Raw genomic sequence first — 16,849 nt, 5'->3', positions numbered from 1 at the left:
CCTGCGCGTCAGGGAGAGTCTGGCCAGAGGCGCAGTCATTGCATTTCGTCGAGCCAGTTCTTGCTCACGAACCACTTCTTGTGGATACGATCGTAGCTGCCGTCTTCACGGGCCTGGCGCAGGAAGTTGTTGATGAAGTTGAGGCTGTCGTAGTCGCCCTTCTTCAAGCCGAACGCCAAGGGCTCGTAAGTGAAAGGCTCGTCGAGGTAGACCAGCTTGCCGTTACCGACCTTGTCCACCGCCACCACGTTGTAGGGCGAATCGTAGATGAACGCATCCGCTTTGCCGTTGACCACGTCGAGTACCGCTTCAGGCTCGTTGTCGTAGCCGTGGTACTGCGCCTTGGCGATCAACTTGCGCGCCACGAACTCGCCGGTCGTACCGACCTTGGAGGTGATGCGGTAGTCCGGCGAGTTCAGGTCCTTGTAGGTCTTGACCTTGTCGGCCAATTCCTTGCGGATCAGCAGGGTCTGGCCGACGACGATGAACGGGTCGCTGAAGTTGATGCGCAGGTTGCGCTCCTGGGTCAGGGTCAGGCCGCTGCCGATCATGTCGAACTTGTCGGTCATCAGCGCTGGAATGATGCCATCCAGGCTGGTCGATACCAGCTCCAGCTTGACGCCCATGGACTTGGCCATGGCCTTGAGCAGGTCGACTTCGAAACCGATGATTTCGCCACGCTTGTTGGTCATTTCGAACGGCATGTAGGTCGGGTCCATGCCCACCCGCAAAGTGCCGCGCTTGACCGCTTCGTCGATAGCGCCCGCTTGCGCCGAACCCACGACCGCCATGGCCATGACGCCGAGCAGCAGCCGCGACAGATACTTGTTCATTACCAATTCCCCTAGCCAACTTCGGGCACGGCCAAGCCTGGGCGCACCATTTCGGGGTGCGATCCTAACTCAAACAGGGGGTTGAACAAAGTTTGGCGATGAAATGAGTGCCAGGTGGCACTGTTGGAGGGCATGGCGGAGTAACCGTGGTGCGGCCTTCGCGGCCGCTGACCGCTCCTACAAAGAACTGCAGCATGCCTGTGGGTGCCAGATGGCGCTGTTGGGGGGCATGGCAGGAATATCGAGGTGCAGCATTCGCGGGCAGAGGGCTCAGCCGCCCGCCCCGCTCCCACAGGAGTGCTTTTGCTACTTGTGGGAGCGGGCTCTGCCCGCGAATGAGGCCAACACGGTCAGGCGTTCTGCAAGCCTGCCGCTGCAGCGGTGTCCAGCGTTGGCACAGCCGGCGATTGCCGCTCCGCCTGCTTGGACTGACGCCACGCTTCCAGCCACGCAACGTTCTGGTCAGCCCAGACATGCTCGTGCAGACGCGAGATCGCTACCGGATCACTGAGCAGCGACATGCGCGTGCTGTTGTCGAGCTTCTGCGGGCCACCCTCCAGTGCCTGATGCACCCACTGCGCGCGCATGCTTTCGATCGGCGCAGCCTTGCCGTGCCGCGCCGTGCCCAGGCCGTAGGCCAAGGCATTCTGGCGCGGATCGACAACGGCACGCACGAAACCATCCTTGAGCGCGTTATCACGGTTTGCCTGGGTATAGCGATCGGTGGACAGCAGCTCCTGTGGCGTGTCGTACTCCTCGGGAATCAGGAACAACTTCTCATCGCGTGCCTGCATGCCCAGATTGGTCCGGCTGGAGATCACCGACACCGGGATCGACAGCATCAGCGAACCCACGATCGGAGTCAGCCACCACAGGAAGCTGGGGTTCAGCCAGATCACCAGGGCAGCCCAGGCCGCGCCCAGCAGCGTCTGCGAGCCATGACGCTTGATCGCCTCGCTCCAGGGCGTGGAGTCGTCGTCACGCTGCGGCGAGTTCCAGGTCGCGGCCCAACCCAGGAACGCGGCGAGCACGAAACGGGTATGGAACAGCATGCGCACCGGCGCCAGCAGCATCGAGAAGAGCATTTCCAGCAGCATCGACAAGGTGACCTTGAAACGGCCGCCGTATTCTTTCGCGCCCTTGGCCCAGATCAGGATGATGCTCAGCAGCTTGGGCAGGAACAGCAGCACGATGGTGGTGGAGAACAGCGCCACCGCCTTGTCCGGGTGCCATTGCGGCCACAGCGGGTACAGCTGACGCGGCGCCAGGAAGTAGGTCGGCTCCATCAGCGTGTTCACCGCCAGCAGCGCGGTGGACAGCACCAGGAAGAAGAACCACAACGGTGCCGACAGGTACGACATCACGCCGGTGAGGAATACCGCCCGGTGAACCGGGTGCATGCCCTTGACCAGGAACAGCCGGAAGTTCATCAGGTTGCCGTGGCACCAGCGGCGATCGCGCTTGAGCTCGTCGAGCAGGTTGGGCGGCAGTTCTTCGTAGCTGCCCGGCAGATCATAGGCAATCCACACGCCCCAGCCGGCGCGGCGCATCAGTGCCGCCTCGACGAAGTCGTGAGAAAGAATCGCACCGGCGAACGCACCCTTGCCCGGCAACGGCGCCAGGGCGCAGTGCTCGATGAAAGGCTTCATGCGAATGATCGCATTGTGCCCCCAGTAGTGCGATTCGCCCAACTGCCAGAAGTGCAGGCCGGCGGTGAACAGCGGACCGTACACGCGGGTAGCGAACTGCTGCATGCGCGCGTACAGGGTGTCCATGCCCGAAGCCTTGGGCGCGGTCTGGATGATGCCCGCATCCGGGGTCGCTTCCATCAAGCGAACCAGGCTGGTCAGGCATTCGCCACTCATTACGCTGTCGGCGTCGAGTACCACCATGTAGCGGTATTCGCTGCCCCAGCGACGGCAGAAGTCGTCGAGGTTGCCGCTCTTGCGTTTGACCCGACGGCGGCGACGACGGTAGAAGATATGCCCGAAACCACCGGCTTCGCGGCACACTTCCAACCACGCCTGTTGCTCGGCAACCGCGATATCGGGGTCGTTGGTGTCGCTGAGCACGAAGAAGTCGAAACGATCCAGGTCACCAGTCGCCTTGACCGATTCGAACGTGGCGCGCAAACCGGCGAAGACGCGTGTCACGTCTTCGTTGCAGATCGGCATGACCAGCGCGGTACGCGCGCCTGCCTCGATCGGCTCGTTGCCCGCGCTGGCACCGGAGATGCGGTACTTGTCGCGACCGGTAAGCAGTTCGAGGAAGCCCATCAACGCCGTCCAGAAACCCGCCGATACCCAGCAGAACAGGATACCGAAAAGGATCAGGATGCTGGTCTGCAGGAAGTACGGCAGAACCTGCGTAGCGGTCTGCATGATCGGCTGACGAACCACTTCGTCGAGGTCGACCATGCCCCAGCCCTGGTACGGCATGATGCCTTTCATGTACCAGCCGGCGACGATGGTCTGGCCCAGCATCAGCACCAGCAGAATGTAGCGACGCATCGAACCGACCCAGCGCCAGCGTGCCTTCGGCAGCACCCGCTTGTCGCTGGTGGGCTCGGGCTTGCTGGCCTTGCCGGTCAGCTTGCGCCATACCCGCACCAGCACGTTGGTGCGCCACGGCTCGGGAATCACCAGCGTGCGGTTGATCGGTGGCGTGGCCTTGAGCTGCAGGCGACCGCTGGCGTCGACGCCAAGCATCTCGGCCTCTTCCAGCTCGGCAGCCGAGTCCAGCCGCAGGCGCTGCTCGACCGAGTTCTGTGCGCCAAGCACGGCATCGTGCGACGGGCGCCCGGACAGGCGCTCGTGCAGTTCGGTGAAGGACGTGCAGTCGGCAAGTTCTGCGCGCTGTGCGTCCCCCAGGGGCAAATGAGCCAGATATTCGCCAAGCGATTCTGGCCGAGCTGGAGAATTAGTCATCGGCGGGCAACTGGTAGCTCCAGGTTTCAGTCAGGACCTGCTCGGTCTTGACCGGTTCGGTCGGTGTGACGGGAGCGGTTTCAGGCGCGGCGGGTGCCGGAGCCTGTGCAACCTCGGCAGCCTTGTCGGCCTTGCCGTGTGCCTTGTCATGCTTGGGCGCAGCCTTGTCTTCGACCGGCTCGGCTGCCTTGACAGGCTCCACCGGCAGATCCTTGACCAGCGCTGCACGCATTTCCACGGCCTTGTTCGGATCCTTCACCTTGACCCGCAGGGTCAGGCGCCAGCCTTTGGTCTGCGGGTTGTAGCGGACGTTGTTCTCGACCAGCTCGGCGTTGTCATCGACGCTGACCTGACTGCGAACGGCGGTGTCTTCAGCCAGAGCGGCCAGCACCGGACCTTCGTAGTCGATCAGGAAGGCAATGCTGCCATCGGCCTGACGGATCAGGTTGGACTGCTTCACGTCGCCGGTCGAACGCAGGGTCTGATTGACCCAGGCAACGTCGGGCGAGTGAAACTCGTCTTCGTCCGTGGTCCAGTGCAGGCGGTAGTTGTGCTCCAGCGCCTGACCGGGCTCCGGGATCTTTTCCGGGTTCCAGAAGGCCACGATGTTGTCGTTGGTTTCGTCGGCGGTCGGAATTTCGACCAGGTCGACGGTACCCTTGCCCCAATCGCCCTTGGGCTCGATCCAGGCGCTCGGACGCTTGTCATAGCGGTCATCGAGGTCTTCGTAACGGGAGAACTCGCGGCCACGCTGCAGCAGACCGAAACCGCGCGGGTTCTCGACAGTGAAGCTGCTCACGGCCAGGTGCTTGGGATTGTTCAGCGGGCGCCACAGCCACTCGCCGTTGCCGGCATGGATGGACAGGCCGGTGGAGTCGTGCAACTCGTGACGGTAGTTCTGCACACGGGACGGCTGGTTCGAGCCAAACAGGAACATGCTGGTCAGCGGCGCAATGCCCAGGCGGCTGACACGGTCACGCAGGAACACCCGCGACTCGACGTCGACGGTCGTGTCCTTGCCCGGACGCAAGGTCAATTTGTAGGCACCGGTTGAGCGCGGCGAATCGAGCAGGGCGAAGATCACCAACTGCTTGTCGCCTTCGTTCGGCCGTTCGACCCAGAACTCGCGAAACCGCGGGAACTCTTCGCCCGACGGCAATGCCGTATCCAAGGCCAGGCCGCGGGCCGACAGACCGTAGACCTGGTTTTTGCCGATGACGCGGAAGTAGCTCGCGCCCAGCATGGTCATGATTTCGTCCTGCTTGTCCGCCTTGTTGATCGGGAACAAGACGCGGAAACCGGCGTAGCCCAACTGATCGGTGGATTTGGGATCGAACTGCAGGTCGCCGAAATCGAAACGCGCTGGGTCGTACTTGATTTCGTTGACGGTGGTAGCGGTGACTTCGTTGATCTTCACCGGGGTGTCGAAGTGCATGCCCTGATGATAGAAGGACAGCTTGAACGGGGTCTTGGCGTCGGCCCATTCGGCGTTTTCGTTGCGGAAACGGATCTTCTGGTAGTCCGCAAACTTCATGTCGCGAAACTCTTTGGGCAGATTGCTGCGCGGAGTTTCGAATTTCTGACCGGCGAGCTCCTTGGCGCGTCCGGCAACATCATCCAGGCTGAAGGCCCAGAGTTGGCTGGCGCTGAACAGGCAGAACAGTGCAGACCCGGCCAGCATCGCATTGCGCAACCGAGTGCGGGGTGTTCTTGAAGCATTTAAAGGACTAACAATCACGAGCAACCCTCGCCGAAAACATATCGAAAAACCAACGGCCAGCAGTCTTGCGCCGGGTTGGCGAGCACTGTTCCGACTCCAAAAGGGCACAATGATTCCCCAAGCGGAGCCGGACACGCTTCAAACTGGACATACCGGGTAGCGAAATGTGGCCCCCTGGCGCGCGATTATCTAGTACGTCGCGTCACAACGCATCAGGGTAGCTCAAGTATTTATGCTGTGAGAAACGGACGACGACTGCAAACTCGCCAGCAATAGGCCATTAAATTTGTAACAAAAAGGTTACGGGGCCATCGTTGGTCAGGCTTACCTGCATATCGGCACCGAACTGCCCGACCTGAACCTGTGGATGCGCTTTTTTTGCAGCGTCCACGAGGTGCTCGAAAAGCGCCTGCGCCAGGGCCGGCACAGCCGCAGTGGAGAAGCCTGCGCGCAGGCCGCTGCGGGTGTCCGCCGCCAAGGTGAATTGCGACACCAGCAACAGGCCGCCGCCAACATCCTTCAGCGACAGGTTCATCTTGCCTTGCTCGTCGCTGAACACTCGATAGTTGAGCAGCTTGTGCAGGAGCTTGTCGGCGCTGGCGGCGGTGTCGTCCGGCTCGACCGCTACCAGCACCAACAGCCCCTGGTCGATGGCCCCGATGGTTTGCCCGGCCACCTCGACGCGGGCCTGGCTGACCCGCTGCAGCAGCCCCTTCACGCTTCTTCCAGGGGCAGGTCCAGCAAACGCCGCGCCATCTGCTCGGCAGCGCGCACCAAAGCGTCGGTAATGCCCGGCTCCGAGGCGGCATGACCCGCGTCGCGAATGACCTGCAGCTCGCTGTTTGGCCAGGCCTGATGCAGCGCCCAGGCGTTGTCCAGCGGGCAGATCACGTCGTAGCGGCCGTGCACGATGACTGCCGGCAGGTGGGCGATGCGCGGCATGTCGCGGATCAGCTGGTCGGGCTCGAGGAAGGCATTGTTGACGAAGTAATGGGTTTCGATGCGCGCGATCGACAGCGCACGCTGCGGCTCGGAGAAACGATCGACCACCAGCGGGTTGGGCCGCAGGGTCGCGGTACGCCCTTCCCAGGTGGACCAGGCCTTGGCCGCATGCATCTGGGCAATCTGGTCGTTGCCGGTAAGACGCTTGTGGAAAGCCTGCAACAGGTTGCCGCGCTCATCCAGCGGTATCGGCGCGATGTAGTCCTGCCAATAGTCGGGGAACAGGCGACTGGCGCCGGCCTGGTAGAACCATTCTATTTCCTGCGGGCGGCAGAGGAAAATGCCGCGCAGGATCAGGCCGTGGACCCGCTCGGGATGGGTCTGGGCATAGGCCAGGGCCAGCGTGGAGCCCCAGGAACCGCCGAACAGCACCCACTTGTCGATGCCAAGGTGCTCGCGAATGCGCTCCATGTCTGCCACCAGCCGCCAGGTGGTGTTGTTCTCGATGCTGGCATGAGGCGTGGAGCGGCCGCAGCCGCGCTGGTCGAAGGTCACGATGCGATAGACGTTGGGATCGAAGTAGCAACGGCTCTGCGCGTCGCACCCGGAGCCCGGGCCGCCGTGGATGAACAGCACCGGCAAGCCCTTGGGCGAGCCGCTTTCGTCGACATACAGCACGTGCGGCTCTTCCACGGCCAGATCATGCCTGGCGTAGGGTTTGATCTGCGGGTACAAGGTTTGCATCGTGCGCTCCGTTGGATGTTGGGTCTCTGCCGTTGGCCATCATAAACCCGAATGACCGCTCGGCGCATTCTCCCTATTCATTGCAGGGTTTCCACTGCAGGGTTTCACAAGCGCTCCCCTACCAGATAGGCGCCACCCGGCACGCCCTGGTGCAAAGCCGTGCGGATATCGCGATACAAGCCGTCGGCCTGCTGCGCAGTCAGGGACTGGGCGTGGTCGCGCAGCACCACCTGCAGCACCAGGTTGTGCTGGCCGCGAACGATGCCCAGGCGCTTGATGGTCAGCGCGGGTAATTCCTCGAACGGCCAGCAGCCGCGTATGTGCAGTTCCTCGATCCAGCTGGCGCGGTAGCCGGCCACCTGCAGGACCTGCTCGGTGATGTCCTCGATCCCCAACCCCGGTGCCACCGCCAGCGACAGGTCACGGCTGATCGCCGGCTGGCGGTACAGGGGCTGCCAGGCCTTGAGGTCGCCCATCTGCGCCTGCACCTGGGGATGGCCGTCGCGCAGCAGGCGGATGTCCGGAACGCCCTTGCGCAGCATGGCCAGGCGGTCCAGCCCAAGGCGCAGAACCAGACCACCATGGGCCTGGGGATCGACCTCCAGACGCTGCAGGAACGCCGAGCAGATGCAGCCGCAGGCGAGGATGTCCACCGGTGCCTGGCGGGTCACCAAACTGACGTTGAGGCCATCGCGGGTAAAACCGCAGGCTCCGCAGCTGTGCCCCCACATTCGCCCCGGCACGGCGATGTCCAGCACATCACCGACCAGACGCAGCAGATCCTGACGATTGCCCAGTTCGGCGTCGCCCAGTACCCAGATGTCCATCTGGTGCGGCTCGGCGCAATGCCAGCGATCACGGATATCGCGACGGAAAGTGATGCCCGGTGCGGCGAGCATGATGGTTTCGCCCGGTGCCCGACGCGCCGCCGCCGCTTGCAGGCCGGTGATGATCGCGCTGCTGGTCTGGGTGCGCAGCAGCAGTTCGTCATCCACCCAGCAGCTGTGGTTGCCTACCTCATCCATCACCTGGGGATCGTCGCCGCACAGCTGGAAGTTTTCCACGGCAGAGATGATCCGCGGCCCCTTGTGCACCTCGGCCAAGGGCCAGCCTTGTCGCACCAGGCCGGCAAGCAGATCCTTGACCAGCAGGCGCACGGCATGGGGCGGCTCGCAGGCGTCGGTCAGGTCGGCAATGCGCAGCGCCTTGTGTATCGCTTCATGGCTGAGATAGTGCTTGGTGACGGGCATGCAGGCATTCCTTGTTCGAGGCGAATGCCTGCACGCTAGGCAGGGTATTGGGGGACCACAATCAGAAAAGTCTGAAAGGCCTGTTATTCAGAAACGTCTGTCGGACGTTTCTGAATAACAGGCCGTTTGGAGCTTCAGATCGCGACGCTGCGCCGCTGGACGAACCGGTCCACATAGTCGTCGGCCGGGTTGTGCAGGATTTCCCTGGCGGTGCCGGCCTGGATCAGGCGTCCGTCCTTGAGAATGGCGATCCGGTTGCCCAGGCGAAGCGCTTCGTCCAGATCGTGGGTGATGAACACGATGGTCTTGTGCAGGCGGGTCTGCAGTTCCAGCAGTTGGTCCTGCATTTCGGCGCGGATCAAGGGGTCCAGGGCACTGAATGCCTCGTCCATGAGAATGATGTCGGTGTCGGCTGCCAGTGCCCGCGCCAGGCCCACACGCTGGCGCATGCCGCCGGAAAGCTGCTGCGGGTAGGCGTGTTCGTAGCCATTGAGGCCCACCGCTTCGACCCAGTGCTGCGCGCGCTCCTCGCACAGCGCCTTACTCTCGCCCCGCACCTTGAGGCCATAGGCGACGTTGTCCAGCACGCTTCTGTGCGGCAGCAGGCCGAAGCTCTGGAACACCATGCTGATCTTGCGACGGCGAAATTCGCGCAGCGCCGGCATGCCGTAGCGCAGGATATCCTCGCCATCCACCAGTATCTGGCCACTGGAAGGATCTACCAGTCGGTTGAAATGCCGCACCAAGGTGGACTTGCCCGAACCGGACAACCCCATGATGACGAACACCTCGCCTGCGGCGATCGACAACGACAGGTCGTCGACCCCGACCACGCAACCGGTGGCGGCCAGCACCTGCTCCTTGCTCTGCCCTTGCTGGCTCAGCGCCAGTGCCTCTTTCTCGCGCTTGCCGAACACCTTGTAGACATTGCGCACTTCGATCTTCGGCGCGTTCATCGGCCTGCCTCGTGACGGGGACGACCATAGGCCTGGGTGATGCGGTCGATCACGACCGCCAAAATGACGATTGCCAGCCCGGCCTCGAGCCCCTTGCCCACGTTCAAGGTCTGGATACCCACCAGCACGTCTTCGCCCAGGCCACGGGCACCGATCATCGAGGCAATCACCACCATCGACAGCGCCATCATGGTGGTCTGGTTGATGCCGGCCATGATGCTCGGCAGGGCCAACGGCAATTGCACACCGAACAGCTGCTGCCAGCGATTGGCACCGAAGGCATTGATCGCTTCCATGACCTCGCGATCGACCTGGCGAATGCCCAGGTCGGTCAGGCGTATCAGCGGCGGCGCCGCGTAGATCACGGTGGCGAAGATGGCCGGTACCTTGCCCAGGCCAAACAGCATCAGTACCGGGATCAGGTACACGAAGCTGGGCATGGTCTGCATGATGTCGAGCAGCGGCATCAGCACCGCGCGCAGACGGTCGCTGCGTGCGGCAAGGATGCCCAGGGGAATGGCGATCACGACGGAAATCAGCGTGGCAACCAGCATCAATGCCAGGGTCTGCATGAGCTTGTCCCACAGCCCCACCGCGCCGACCAGAAACAACAGGCCGACGATGACCGCGGTGGTCAGCCACTTGCGCGATGCATGCCAGGCGATGCCGCCGACGATTGCCAGCATCAGCCACCAGGGCGTCATGCGCAGCAGACTTTCCAGGTTGACGATGGCCCACAGCAGGGTGTCGGATATCTGCCGGAAGACATCGCCATAGCGAGTCACCAGCGCATCGACGCCGTCATTGACCCAGTTGGCGATGGAAAAAGTGAAGCTTTCAGGAAACATGGGGCGCTCTCGATGCTGGGGGCTTTGTCGATACCAAAGACCAGGTCAAAGCGCTGCTTCGATCTTGGTGGCGGCCGCTTCGCTGACCCATGGTTTCCAGACGTCCGGGTGCTCCTTGAGGAACAGGCGCGCCAGCTTGGGCGACTCGATACGCTCGCGACTCATGCGCGCCAGATTCTGGTTGAGCAGGTCGATGGGCAGGTTGACCTTTTCGAACACGCCGAGCAATTCCGGCGCACCGTCGTGAAAGGCCTTGGACAGGCCGACCTTGATGCTGATGGTCTTGTCCACACCGGGTTTTTCCGCCAGCTTGACGACGTCGACCTGGCCCAGCAGAGGGGTCGGTGACCAGTAATAGAACAGGATCGGTTCGCCACGCTTGTAGCTCGACAGTACCGCCGCATCGAGGGCGGGCCCTGTGCCTGGGCGGAAATTGGTGTAGCTGTCCAGCAGGCCGTAGCTTTTGAGCATTTCGCTGTTTTCCAGCTCGCAGGTCCAGCCGGCCGGGCAATTGTAGAAACGACCCTTGTTCGGTTCTTCCTGATCCTTGAACACCTGGGCGTATTTGCCCAGGTCGGCGATGGCTTTGAGGTCGGGCGCTTTGGCGTCGAGGCCGCGCTTGGCGTCGCCTTCGACCACATAGCGCGGCACGTACCAACCTTCCACGGCGCCGGTGATCGGCGCGCCTACACCCACCACCTTGCCCGCCTGCTCGGCCTTGTTCCAGACCTCGCTGCGACCGACCCATTCCTCGGCGAATACCTGGATGTCGTTGCTGCCCAAGGCACTTTCCATGGTGATGGAGTTGCCCGGCAGGCTGTCGGTCTTGCAGTCGTAGCCGTGTTCCAGCACGAACTGCAGCAGGTCGGTGAGCAGCATGCCGCTCTCCCAGTTCAGGCCGGCGAATTTCACCGGCTTGCCCGATTCGCACCACCCGGCGGCTTGGCTGTTACCGGCAGCGGCCAGCAAGCCCAGGGAAAGGGTCGTTGCCAGGAGGGTCTTGTTCAGTTTCATCGGGTCCTGCTCCACATGGGCCATGGGTCACGGCGGTCTATGGCTGTGACCGCGCGATGAGCCATTGTTCTGCGCGACCTGTGGCAGATTGGCGTATTTGTGTCGCCAGCAGGCCTATTTGGTGAAGCGTCCTTCCAGCCGATGACGCGAACCTGGGTGGATCAAGCGCGCCGCCGTGACCGGCGTCTTGCCCGACCAGGTGCGCCGCAGGATCAGCAGGCAGGGCTCGCCGCGCTCGATCTGCAGCAGTTCGCACTCGCTGGGGTTGGCAAGCATGGCTTCCACCAGGTGCTCGCCGGCGGTCAGCGGTGCCACACGGGTCAGGTAGGCATAAGGCGTCTCTTCGACGAAGTCCTGCTGCAGGTATTGCGGAGCAATCTGGGCGTTGACGTAGCGATCCTCGATCTGCACCGGGATGTCGTTTTCGTAGTGGACGATGATCGAATGAAACACTCGCTGGCCTTCGCGCATGTTCAAGGTCAAGGCGCGCTCGGCGCCGGCCGCTTCTTCTTCCAGCAATACCAGGCGGCTGCTGTGGCGGTGGCCGCGGGCGGCGATCTCGTCGGCGACGTTGTGCACTTCGAACAGCGCCGACTGGCTTTTCGGCTCGGCCACGAACGTCCCTACGCCCTGCATGCGCACCAACAGGCCTTCGGCCGTCAACTCGCGCAAGGCGCGGTTGATGGTCATGCGGCTGAAGCCCAACTGGTTGACCAGCTCGCTTTCCGAGGGCACCCGGTAGTGCGGTGGCCAGGTACCGTTGAGGATCTGCACCGCGATCATCTGTTTGACGCGGGCATACAAGGGCGCCGGACTTTCGCCCATCTGGGCAGCCAGCGCAGGGACAACGGGCGGAGTCGGCACAAGAATTCCTTGGATTGATTCGTGGGGCACAGCGAGTGACATTGTAACGCGACTCGCGCCTGGGCAGGACAACTCTGCACGGGCCGGGCGCGAGCGGGGTCACGCCATCACTTGCCGATATCGGCATCCGCCGCGCGCCAGATCAGGCGCGTGGTGTCATAGCCCTGCTGGCGTGCTTTCGTCAGCATGCGCTCGCGCACGGCCGTGGACACCTGCGGCGTGCGCGACAGCAGCCACAGGTACTTGCGGTTCGGGCTGCCGACCAGCGCGTGCTGGTAGCCGTCGTCCACGTCCAATACCCAGTAGTCGCCCTTGGCCAGGTCTGGGGCCATTCTGGAGAACCAGTTGTCGAACACCACCCACAGCTTGTCGGTCTTGCCGGGGACCTGCGGCGAAGCGGTGCCGTTGGCTTCCTGCCACTTGCCACTGTCGGTGCGGCAGCGGTTGAGCACGCCGATGTTGCCGTCGGCCTGCAGGGTGTAATGGGCTTCGGATTGGGCGCAGTTGCGCTGGAAGAACATGGGCAACCTGGCCACTTCGTACCAAGTGCCTTGGTAGCGCTTCAGGTCTACGCTGTCGACGGTACGTGGCGCCATGCTGGCGTCGGGGGCATTGCTGCAACCGGCGATCAACAGCGACAGGCACAAAGGCAGCAAGGCAAACGTGCGCAACGACATGGGGGGCTCTCCTCGAACGGCAGACACAGGGGATGTGCTGCTTAGAAGAGCGGAAGCGGCGCGGGTTCCAATTGGCAAGCAGCCCCTATGGGAGCGGGGCACGGTATTTAATGTGTGGGAGCGGGCTCTGCCCGCGAAGGCCTCACCGCGATCTGCCTGACACACCGCGCCGCTCTCTTCGCGGGCAGAGCCCGCTCCCACAGAGGGGGGCACGGCCTCTGCTAGAAACTGCTGGCCGTGCGGCGTTTACTCGGTGTGGTAACCGGTGACGCGCTCGACTTCCTGCTTGGAACCCAGGAACACGGCAACACGCTGGTGCAGGCCCTCGGGTTTGATGTCCATGATGCGCTGGCGGCCATCGGTCGAAGCACCACCGGCCTGCTCCACCAGGAACGACATCGGGTTGGCTTCGTACATCAGGCGCAGCTTGCCTGGCTTCTCTGGCTCGCGGCTGTCGCGTGGGTACATGAACAAGCCGCCGCGGGTCAGGATACGGTGCACGTCGGCGACCATCGAGGCGATCCAGCGCATGTTGTAGTTCTTCTTCAACGGGCCTTCTTCACCGGCCAGCAGCTCGTCCACGTACTTGGTCACCGGGGCTTCCCAGTGACGCTTGTTGGACATGTTGATGGCGAACTCGGCGGTGGTTTCCGGAATCTGCATGTTCTCGTGGGTCAACACGAAGCTGCCCATTTCGCGATCCAGGGTGAAACCCTTGACGCCGTTGCCCAGGGTCAGGATGAGCATGGTCTGCGGGCCATAGATGGCGTAACCGGCAGCGACCTGCTCGGTGCCTGGCTGCAGGAAGGCTTGTTCCTTGAGGCTGTCGTTCTGGCTCAGGTGCTCGGTAGGGCAGCGCAGGACCGAGAAGATGGTGCCGACCGACACGTTGACGTCGATGTTGGAAGAGCCGTCGAGGGGGTCGAATACCAGCAGGTAGGCACCCTTGGGGTACTGGCCGGGAATCTGGTAGGCGTTGTCCATTTCTTCGGACGCCATGCCGGCCAGATGACCGCCCCATTCGTTGGCTTCGAGCAGGATGTCGTTGGACAGCACGTCCAGCTTCTTCTGCACTTCACCTTGGACGTTTTCGGTGCCCATGCTGCCAAGCACGCCACCCAGGGCGCCCTTGGACACCGCATGGCTGATCTCTTTGCACGCGCGCGCCACCACTTCGATCAGGAAGCGCAGATCGGCCGGCGTGTTGTTGCTGCGGGTCTGCTCGATCAAGTAGCGACTCAGGGTAACGCGGGACATGGACGACTCCGGAGTAGAAAAGGGGTTGGGGAAAGCCCGCACAGTTTACACGGGTGCGGTCAAACCTAGCGAGCGCTAGCCACGCCGCGGCAGCCATCAGATCGCTATCAGGGAATATAGTTCGCCGCCGAGTATGCGGCGAGCCCTTCGCGGCCGATGACCGCTCCTACCGGATGAACACAAAAATCCGTAGGAGCGGTCTGTGGCCGCGAAAAGGCTGGTGCGCTGTATTTGATACACCGCGGTGCGTTCTTCGCGGCCGATGACCGCTCCTACAGACATCCGTAGGAGCGGTCTTCGGCCGCGAAAAGAGCGCCGCCGATCCTGGCCCTACTCCAACGCCTGCCAGATATCCTGCGCATACTCGCGGATGGTTCGGTCGGAAGAGAACCAGCCCATGCGTGCCGTGTTCAATACCGCCATGCGCCACCACTTGTCGGCGTCGTGCCAAGTGTCTTCGACCTTGCGCTGGGCATCCCAGTACGCGTCGAAATCGGCGCACAACAGGAAGCGGTCGTAATTGGTCAGCGAATCGACCAACCCGACATAGCGCGATGGATCATCCGGCGAGAACACCCCACCGCGGATGGCCTGCAGCACATCGTTCAACCGATGGGAAGCCGCGACATCGCCATGGGCACTGTAGCCCCCGGCATGCTTGCGTTCCTCCACCTGAGCGGCGGTCATGCCGAAGATGAACATGTTTTCCTTGCCCAGGAATTCGCACATCTCGACGTTGGCACCGTCCAGCGTACCAATGGTCAAGGCGCCATTGAGGCCGAACTTCATGTTGCTGGTGCCCGATGCTTCGTAGCCGGCCGTGGAAATCTGCTCGGACAGATCCGCTGCCGGAATGATGCTTTCCGCCAGGCTCACGTTGTAGTTGGGCAGGAACACCACCTTGAGCAGGCCCCGCACGGTCGGGTCGTTGTTGACCACCCGGGCGATGTCGTTGGCCAGTTTGATGATCAGCTTGGCCTGGTGATAACTGGCCGCGGCCTTGCCGGCGAAGATCTTCACCCGCGGCACCCAGTTCGTCTCCGGCTCGGCGCGAATGGCCTGGTAGAGCGCCACGGTGTGCATCAGGTTGAGCAATTGCCGCTTGTACTCGTGGATGCGCTTGACCTGAACGTCGAACATGGCCTCGGGATTGACCGCCACCCCCACGCGCTCATGAATGATGCGCGCGAGTGCTTTCTTGCTGTTAAGTCGTTGCGCAGCGAACGCCTTGCGGAACTCGGGCTGGTCGGCAAAAGGCTCGAGGTTCTTCAGCAGCATTTCCGGATTGTCGAGCAGTTCCGGCCCGAGCTTGTCGACCAGCATGGCGGTCAGCTCGCTGTTGGACTGGTACAGCCAGCGGCGGAAGGTGATGCCGTTGGTCTTGTTGTTGATCCGGTCGGGATAGAGCTTGTGCAGTTCGGAGAACACGGTGCTGCGCATCAACTGGGTGTGCAGGCCCGACACGCCGTTGACACTGTGCGAGCCGAGGAACGCCAGGTTGCCCATGCGCACGCGACGGCCGTTGTCTTCCTCGATCAGCGATACCGCGCGCAGCACATCGACGTCGTCCTGGCCTTTGGCGCGCAGCGAATCGATGTGATAGGCGTTGATCAGGTAGATGATCTGCATGTGCCGCGGCAGCATGCGTTCCATCAAGCCCACCGGCCAGGTTTCCAGCGCTTCGGGCAACAGTGTGTGGTTGGTGTAGGCCAGGGTGTTGACGGTGATTTCCCACGCCGTGTCCCAGGCCAGGCCATGTTCGTCCACCAACTGGCGCATCAGCTCCGCCACGGCGATGGAGGGGTGAGTGTCGTTGAGTTGGATGGCGGCCTTGTCGGACAGGTTGAGCAGGCTGTCGTTGCCATTGAGGTGACGACGCAACAGGTCCTGCAGGGAGGCTGCAACGAAGAAGTACTCCTGGCGCAGGCGCAACTCCTGGCCCGCCTCGGTGCTGTCGGCGGGGTACAGGACCCGCGAGATACTCTCGGCGCGTGCCACTTCGGCCACGGCGCCCAGGTGGTCGCCCGCGTTGAAGCGTTCCAGATGCAGCTCTTCCAGTGCCCGCGCACGCCACAGACGCAGCGTGTTGACACTGGAGCCACGCCAGCCGACCACTGGCGTGTCGTAGGCAACCGCGCGAACGGTCTCGCTGGGCCACCACACCTGCTTTTGCTGGCCTTCGCTGTCGGTGACGGTTTCCACATGGCCACCGAAGCTGATCGGGTAGATCACTTCAGGACGCTCGAACTCCCAGGGGTTGCCGAAATTCAGCCAGTTTTCCGTCTGCTCCTGCTGCCAGCCGTCGACGATGGCCTGGCGGAACAGGCCGTGTTCGTAACGGATGCCATAGCCGTGGGCAGCGACGCCCAGGGTCGACATGCTTTCCATGAAACAGGCGGCCAGGCGGCCGAGGCCACCATTGCCCAGCGCTGCATCGGGCTCGAGCAGACGGATGCGTTCCAGGTCCACGCCCAGGTCGGTCAACGCTTCACGGGCGATGTCCAGCAGCCCGAGGTTGCTCAAGCTGTCGTAGAGCAGCCGGCCGATGAGGAATTCCAGCGAAAGGTAATAGACCCGTTTCTGACCCTTGCGGTAGATCTGCCGGGTGTGATCCATCCAGTGCTCGACCATGTGGTCGCGCGCCGCCAGGGCAATGGCCTCGAACCAGTCATGGTCGAATGCGTGATCGGGGTCCTTGCCCACCGCGTAGGTGAGTTTGGCGAGTACAGCAGCGCGGAAATCGGCCACCTCGGCGTCACGGACAAGCGGTTCCTGAGACATGCAATGCGTCCTCGGGGAAATTGACGATTCTAGATG

At 62.7% G+C, this 16,849-nt stretch carries 13 protein-coding genes; all 13 read right to left on the bottom strand.

The features are described 5' to 3' along the window. Nucleotides 1–35: 35 nt before the first annotated feature. On the bottom strand, nucleotides 36–833 hold the full coding sequence (locus IFT76_RS14475; RefSeq protein ID WP_122480464.1) for a transporter substrate-binding domain-containing protein: 798 nt from the start codon (nucleotides 831–833) through the stop codon (nucleotides 36–38). A 350-nt stretch (nucleotides 834–1,183) separates the two neighbouring features. Beyond that, nucleotides 1,184–3,760 (bottom strand): glucans biosynthesis glucosyltransferase MdoH, encoded by a 2,577-nt coding sequence (mdoH, locus tag IFT76_RS14470; RefSeq protein ID WP_192058990.1) that lies wholly within the window; start codon nucleotides 3,758–3,760, stop codon nucleotides 1,184–1,186. Beyond that, the gene (locus tag IFT76_RS14465; RefSeq protein WP_342214285.1) at nucleotides 3,753–5,498 is read right to left on the bottom strand and encodes a glucan biosynthesis protein G; all 1,746 of its coding nucleotides are present in this window, start codon (nucleotides 5,496–5,498) and stop codon (nucleotides 3,753–3,755) included. Before IFT76_RS14465 ends, mdoH begins: the two co-directional genes overlap by 8 nt. A 262-nt stretch (nucleotides 5,499–5,760) precedes the next feature. Beyond that, nucleotides 5,761–6,198: a D-aminoacyl-tRNA deacylase gene (gene dtd / locus IFT76_RS14460; protein WP_122480466.1), complete on the bottom strand. Its 438-nt coding sequence runs from the start codon at nucleotides 6,196–6,198 to the stop codon at nucleotides 5,761–5,763. Further along, a complete protein-coding gene (gene pip / locus IFT76_RS14455; protein WP_122480467.1) occupies nucleotides 6,195–7,166 on the bottom strand; it encodes a prolyl aminopeptidase in 972 nt (323 codons plus the stop codon). Before pip ends, dtd begins: the two co-directional genes overlap by 4 nt. Before the next feature lie 104 nt (nucleotides 7,167–7,270). Further along, complete coding sequence (srmL, locus tag IFT76_RS14450) at nucleotides 7,271–8,416, bottom strand: PheS-related mystery ligase SrmL (protein WP_192058988.1); 1,146 nt, start codon at nucleotides 8,414–8,416, stop codon at nucleotides 7,271–7,273. Between the two features lie 134 nt (nucleotides 8,417–8,550). Continuing rightward, entirely contained in the window at nucleotides 8,551–9,372 is an 822-nt protein-coding gene (locus IFT76_RS14445) for a quaternary amine ABC transporter ATP-binding protein (protein WP_192058986.1), read from the bottom strand. Beyond that, nucleotides 9,369–10,220, bottom strand: coding sequence for an ABC transporter permease (locus tag IFT76_RS14440; protein ID WP_122480470.1), 852 nt, complete (start codon nucleotides 10,218–10,220; stop codon nucleotides 9,369–9,371). Before IFT76_RS14440 ends, IFT76_RS14445 begins: the two co-directional genes overlap by 4 nt. A gap of 45 nt (nucleotides 10,221–10,265) precedes the next feature. After that, entirely contained in the window at nucleotides 10,266–11,234 is a 969-nt protein-coding gene (locus IFT76_RS14435) for an ABC transporter substrate-binding protein (RefSeq protein ID WP_122480471.1), read from the bottom strand. 114 nt (nucleotides 11,235–11,348) lie between these two features. Then, a complete protein-coding gene (gene hutC, locus IFT76_RS14430; protein WP_240998863.1) occupies nucleotides 11,349–12,059 on the bottom strand; it encodes a histidine utilization repressor in 711 nt (236 codons plus the stop codon). 146 nt (nucleotides 12,060–12,205) lie between these two features. After that, on the bottom strand, nucleotides 12,206–12,694 hold the full coding sequence (locus IFT76_RS14425; RefSeq protein WP_446730990.1) for a lipocalin family protein: 489 nt from the start codon (nucleotides 12,692–12,694) through the stop codon (nucleotides 12,206–12,208). A gap of 327 nt (nucleotides 12,695–13,021) precedes the next feature. After that, nucleotides 13,022–14,032, bottom strand: coding sequence for a class 1 fructose-bisphosphatase (locus IFT76_RS14420; protein ID WP_122480474.1), 1,011 nt, complete (start codon nucleotides 14,030–14,032; stop codon nucleotides 13,022–13,024). Between the two features lie 330 nt (nucleotides 14,033–14,362). Then, nucleotides 14,363–16,813 (bottom strand): glycogen/starch/alpha-glucan phosphorylase, encoded by a 2,451-nt coding sequence (locus IFT76_RS14415; protein ID WP_122480475.1) that lies wholly within the window; start codon nucleotides 16,811–16,813, stop codon nucleotides 14,363–14,365. Nucleotides 16,814–16,849 lie beyond the last annotated feature (36 nt).

The organism is Pseudomonas sp. CFBP 13727, from assembly GCF_014841915.1.
Lineage (GTDB): Bacteria > Pseudomonadota > Gammaproteobacteria > Pseudomonadales > Pseudomonadaceae > Aquipseudomonas > Aquipseudomonas baltica.
Note: the sequence above shows the minus strand (reverse complement) of the source record. Positions and strands in the feature narration are given on the sequence as shown.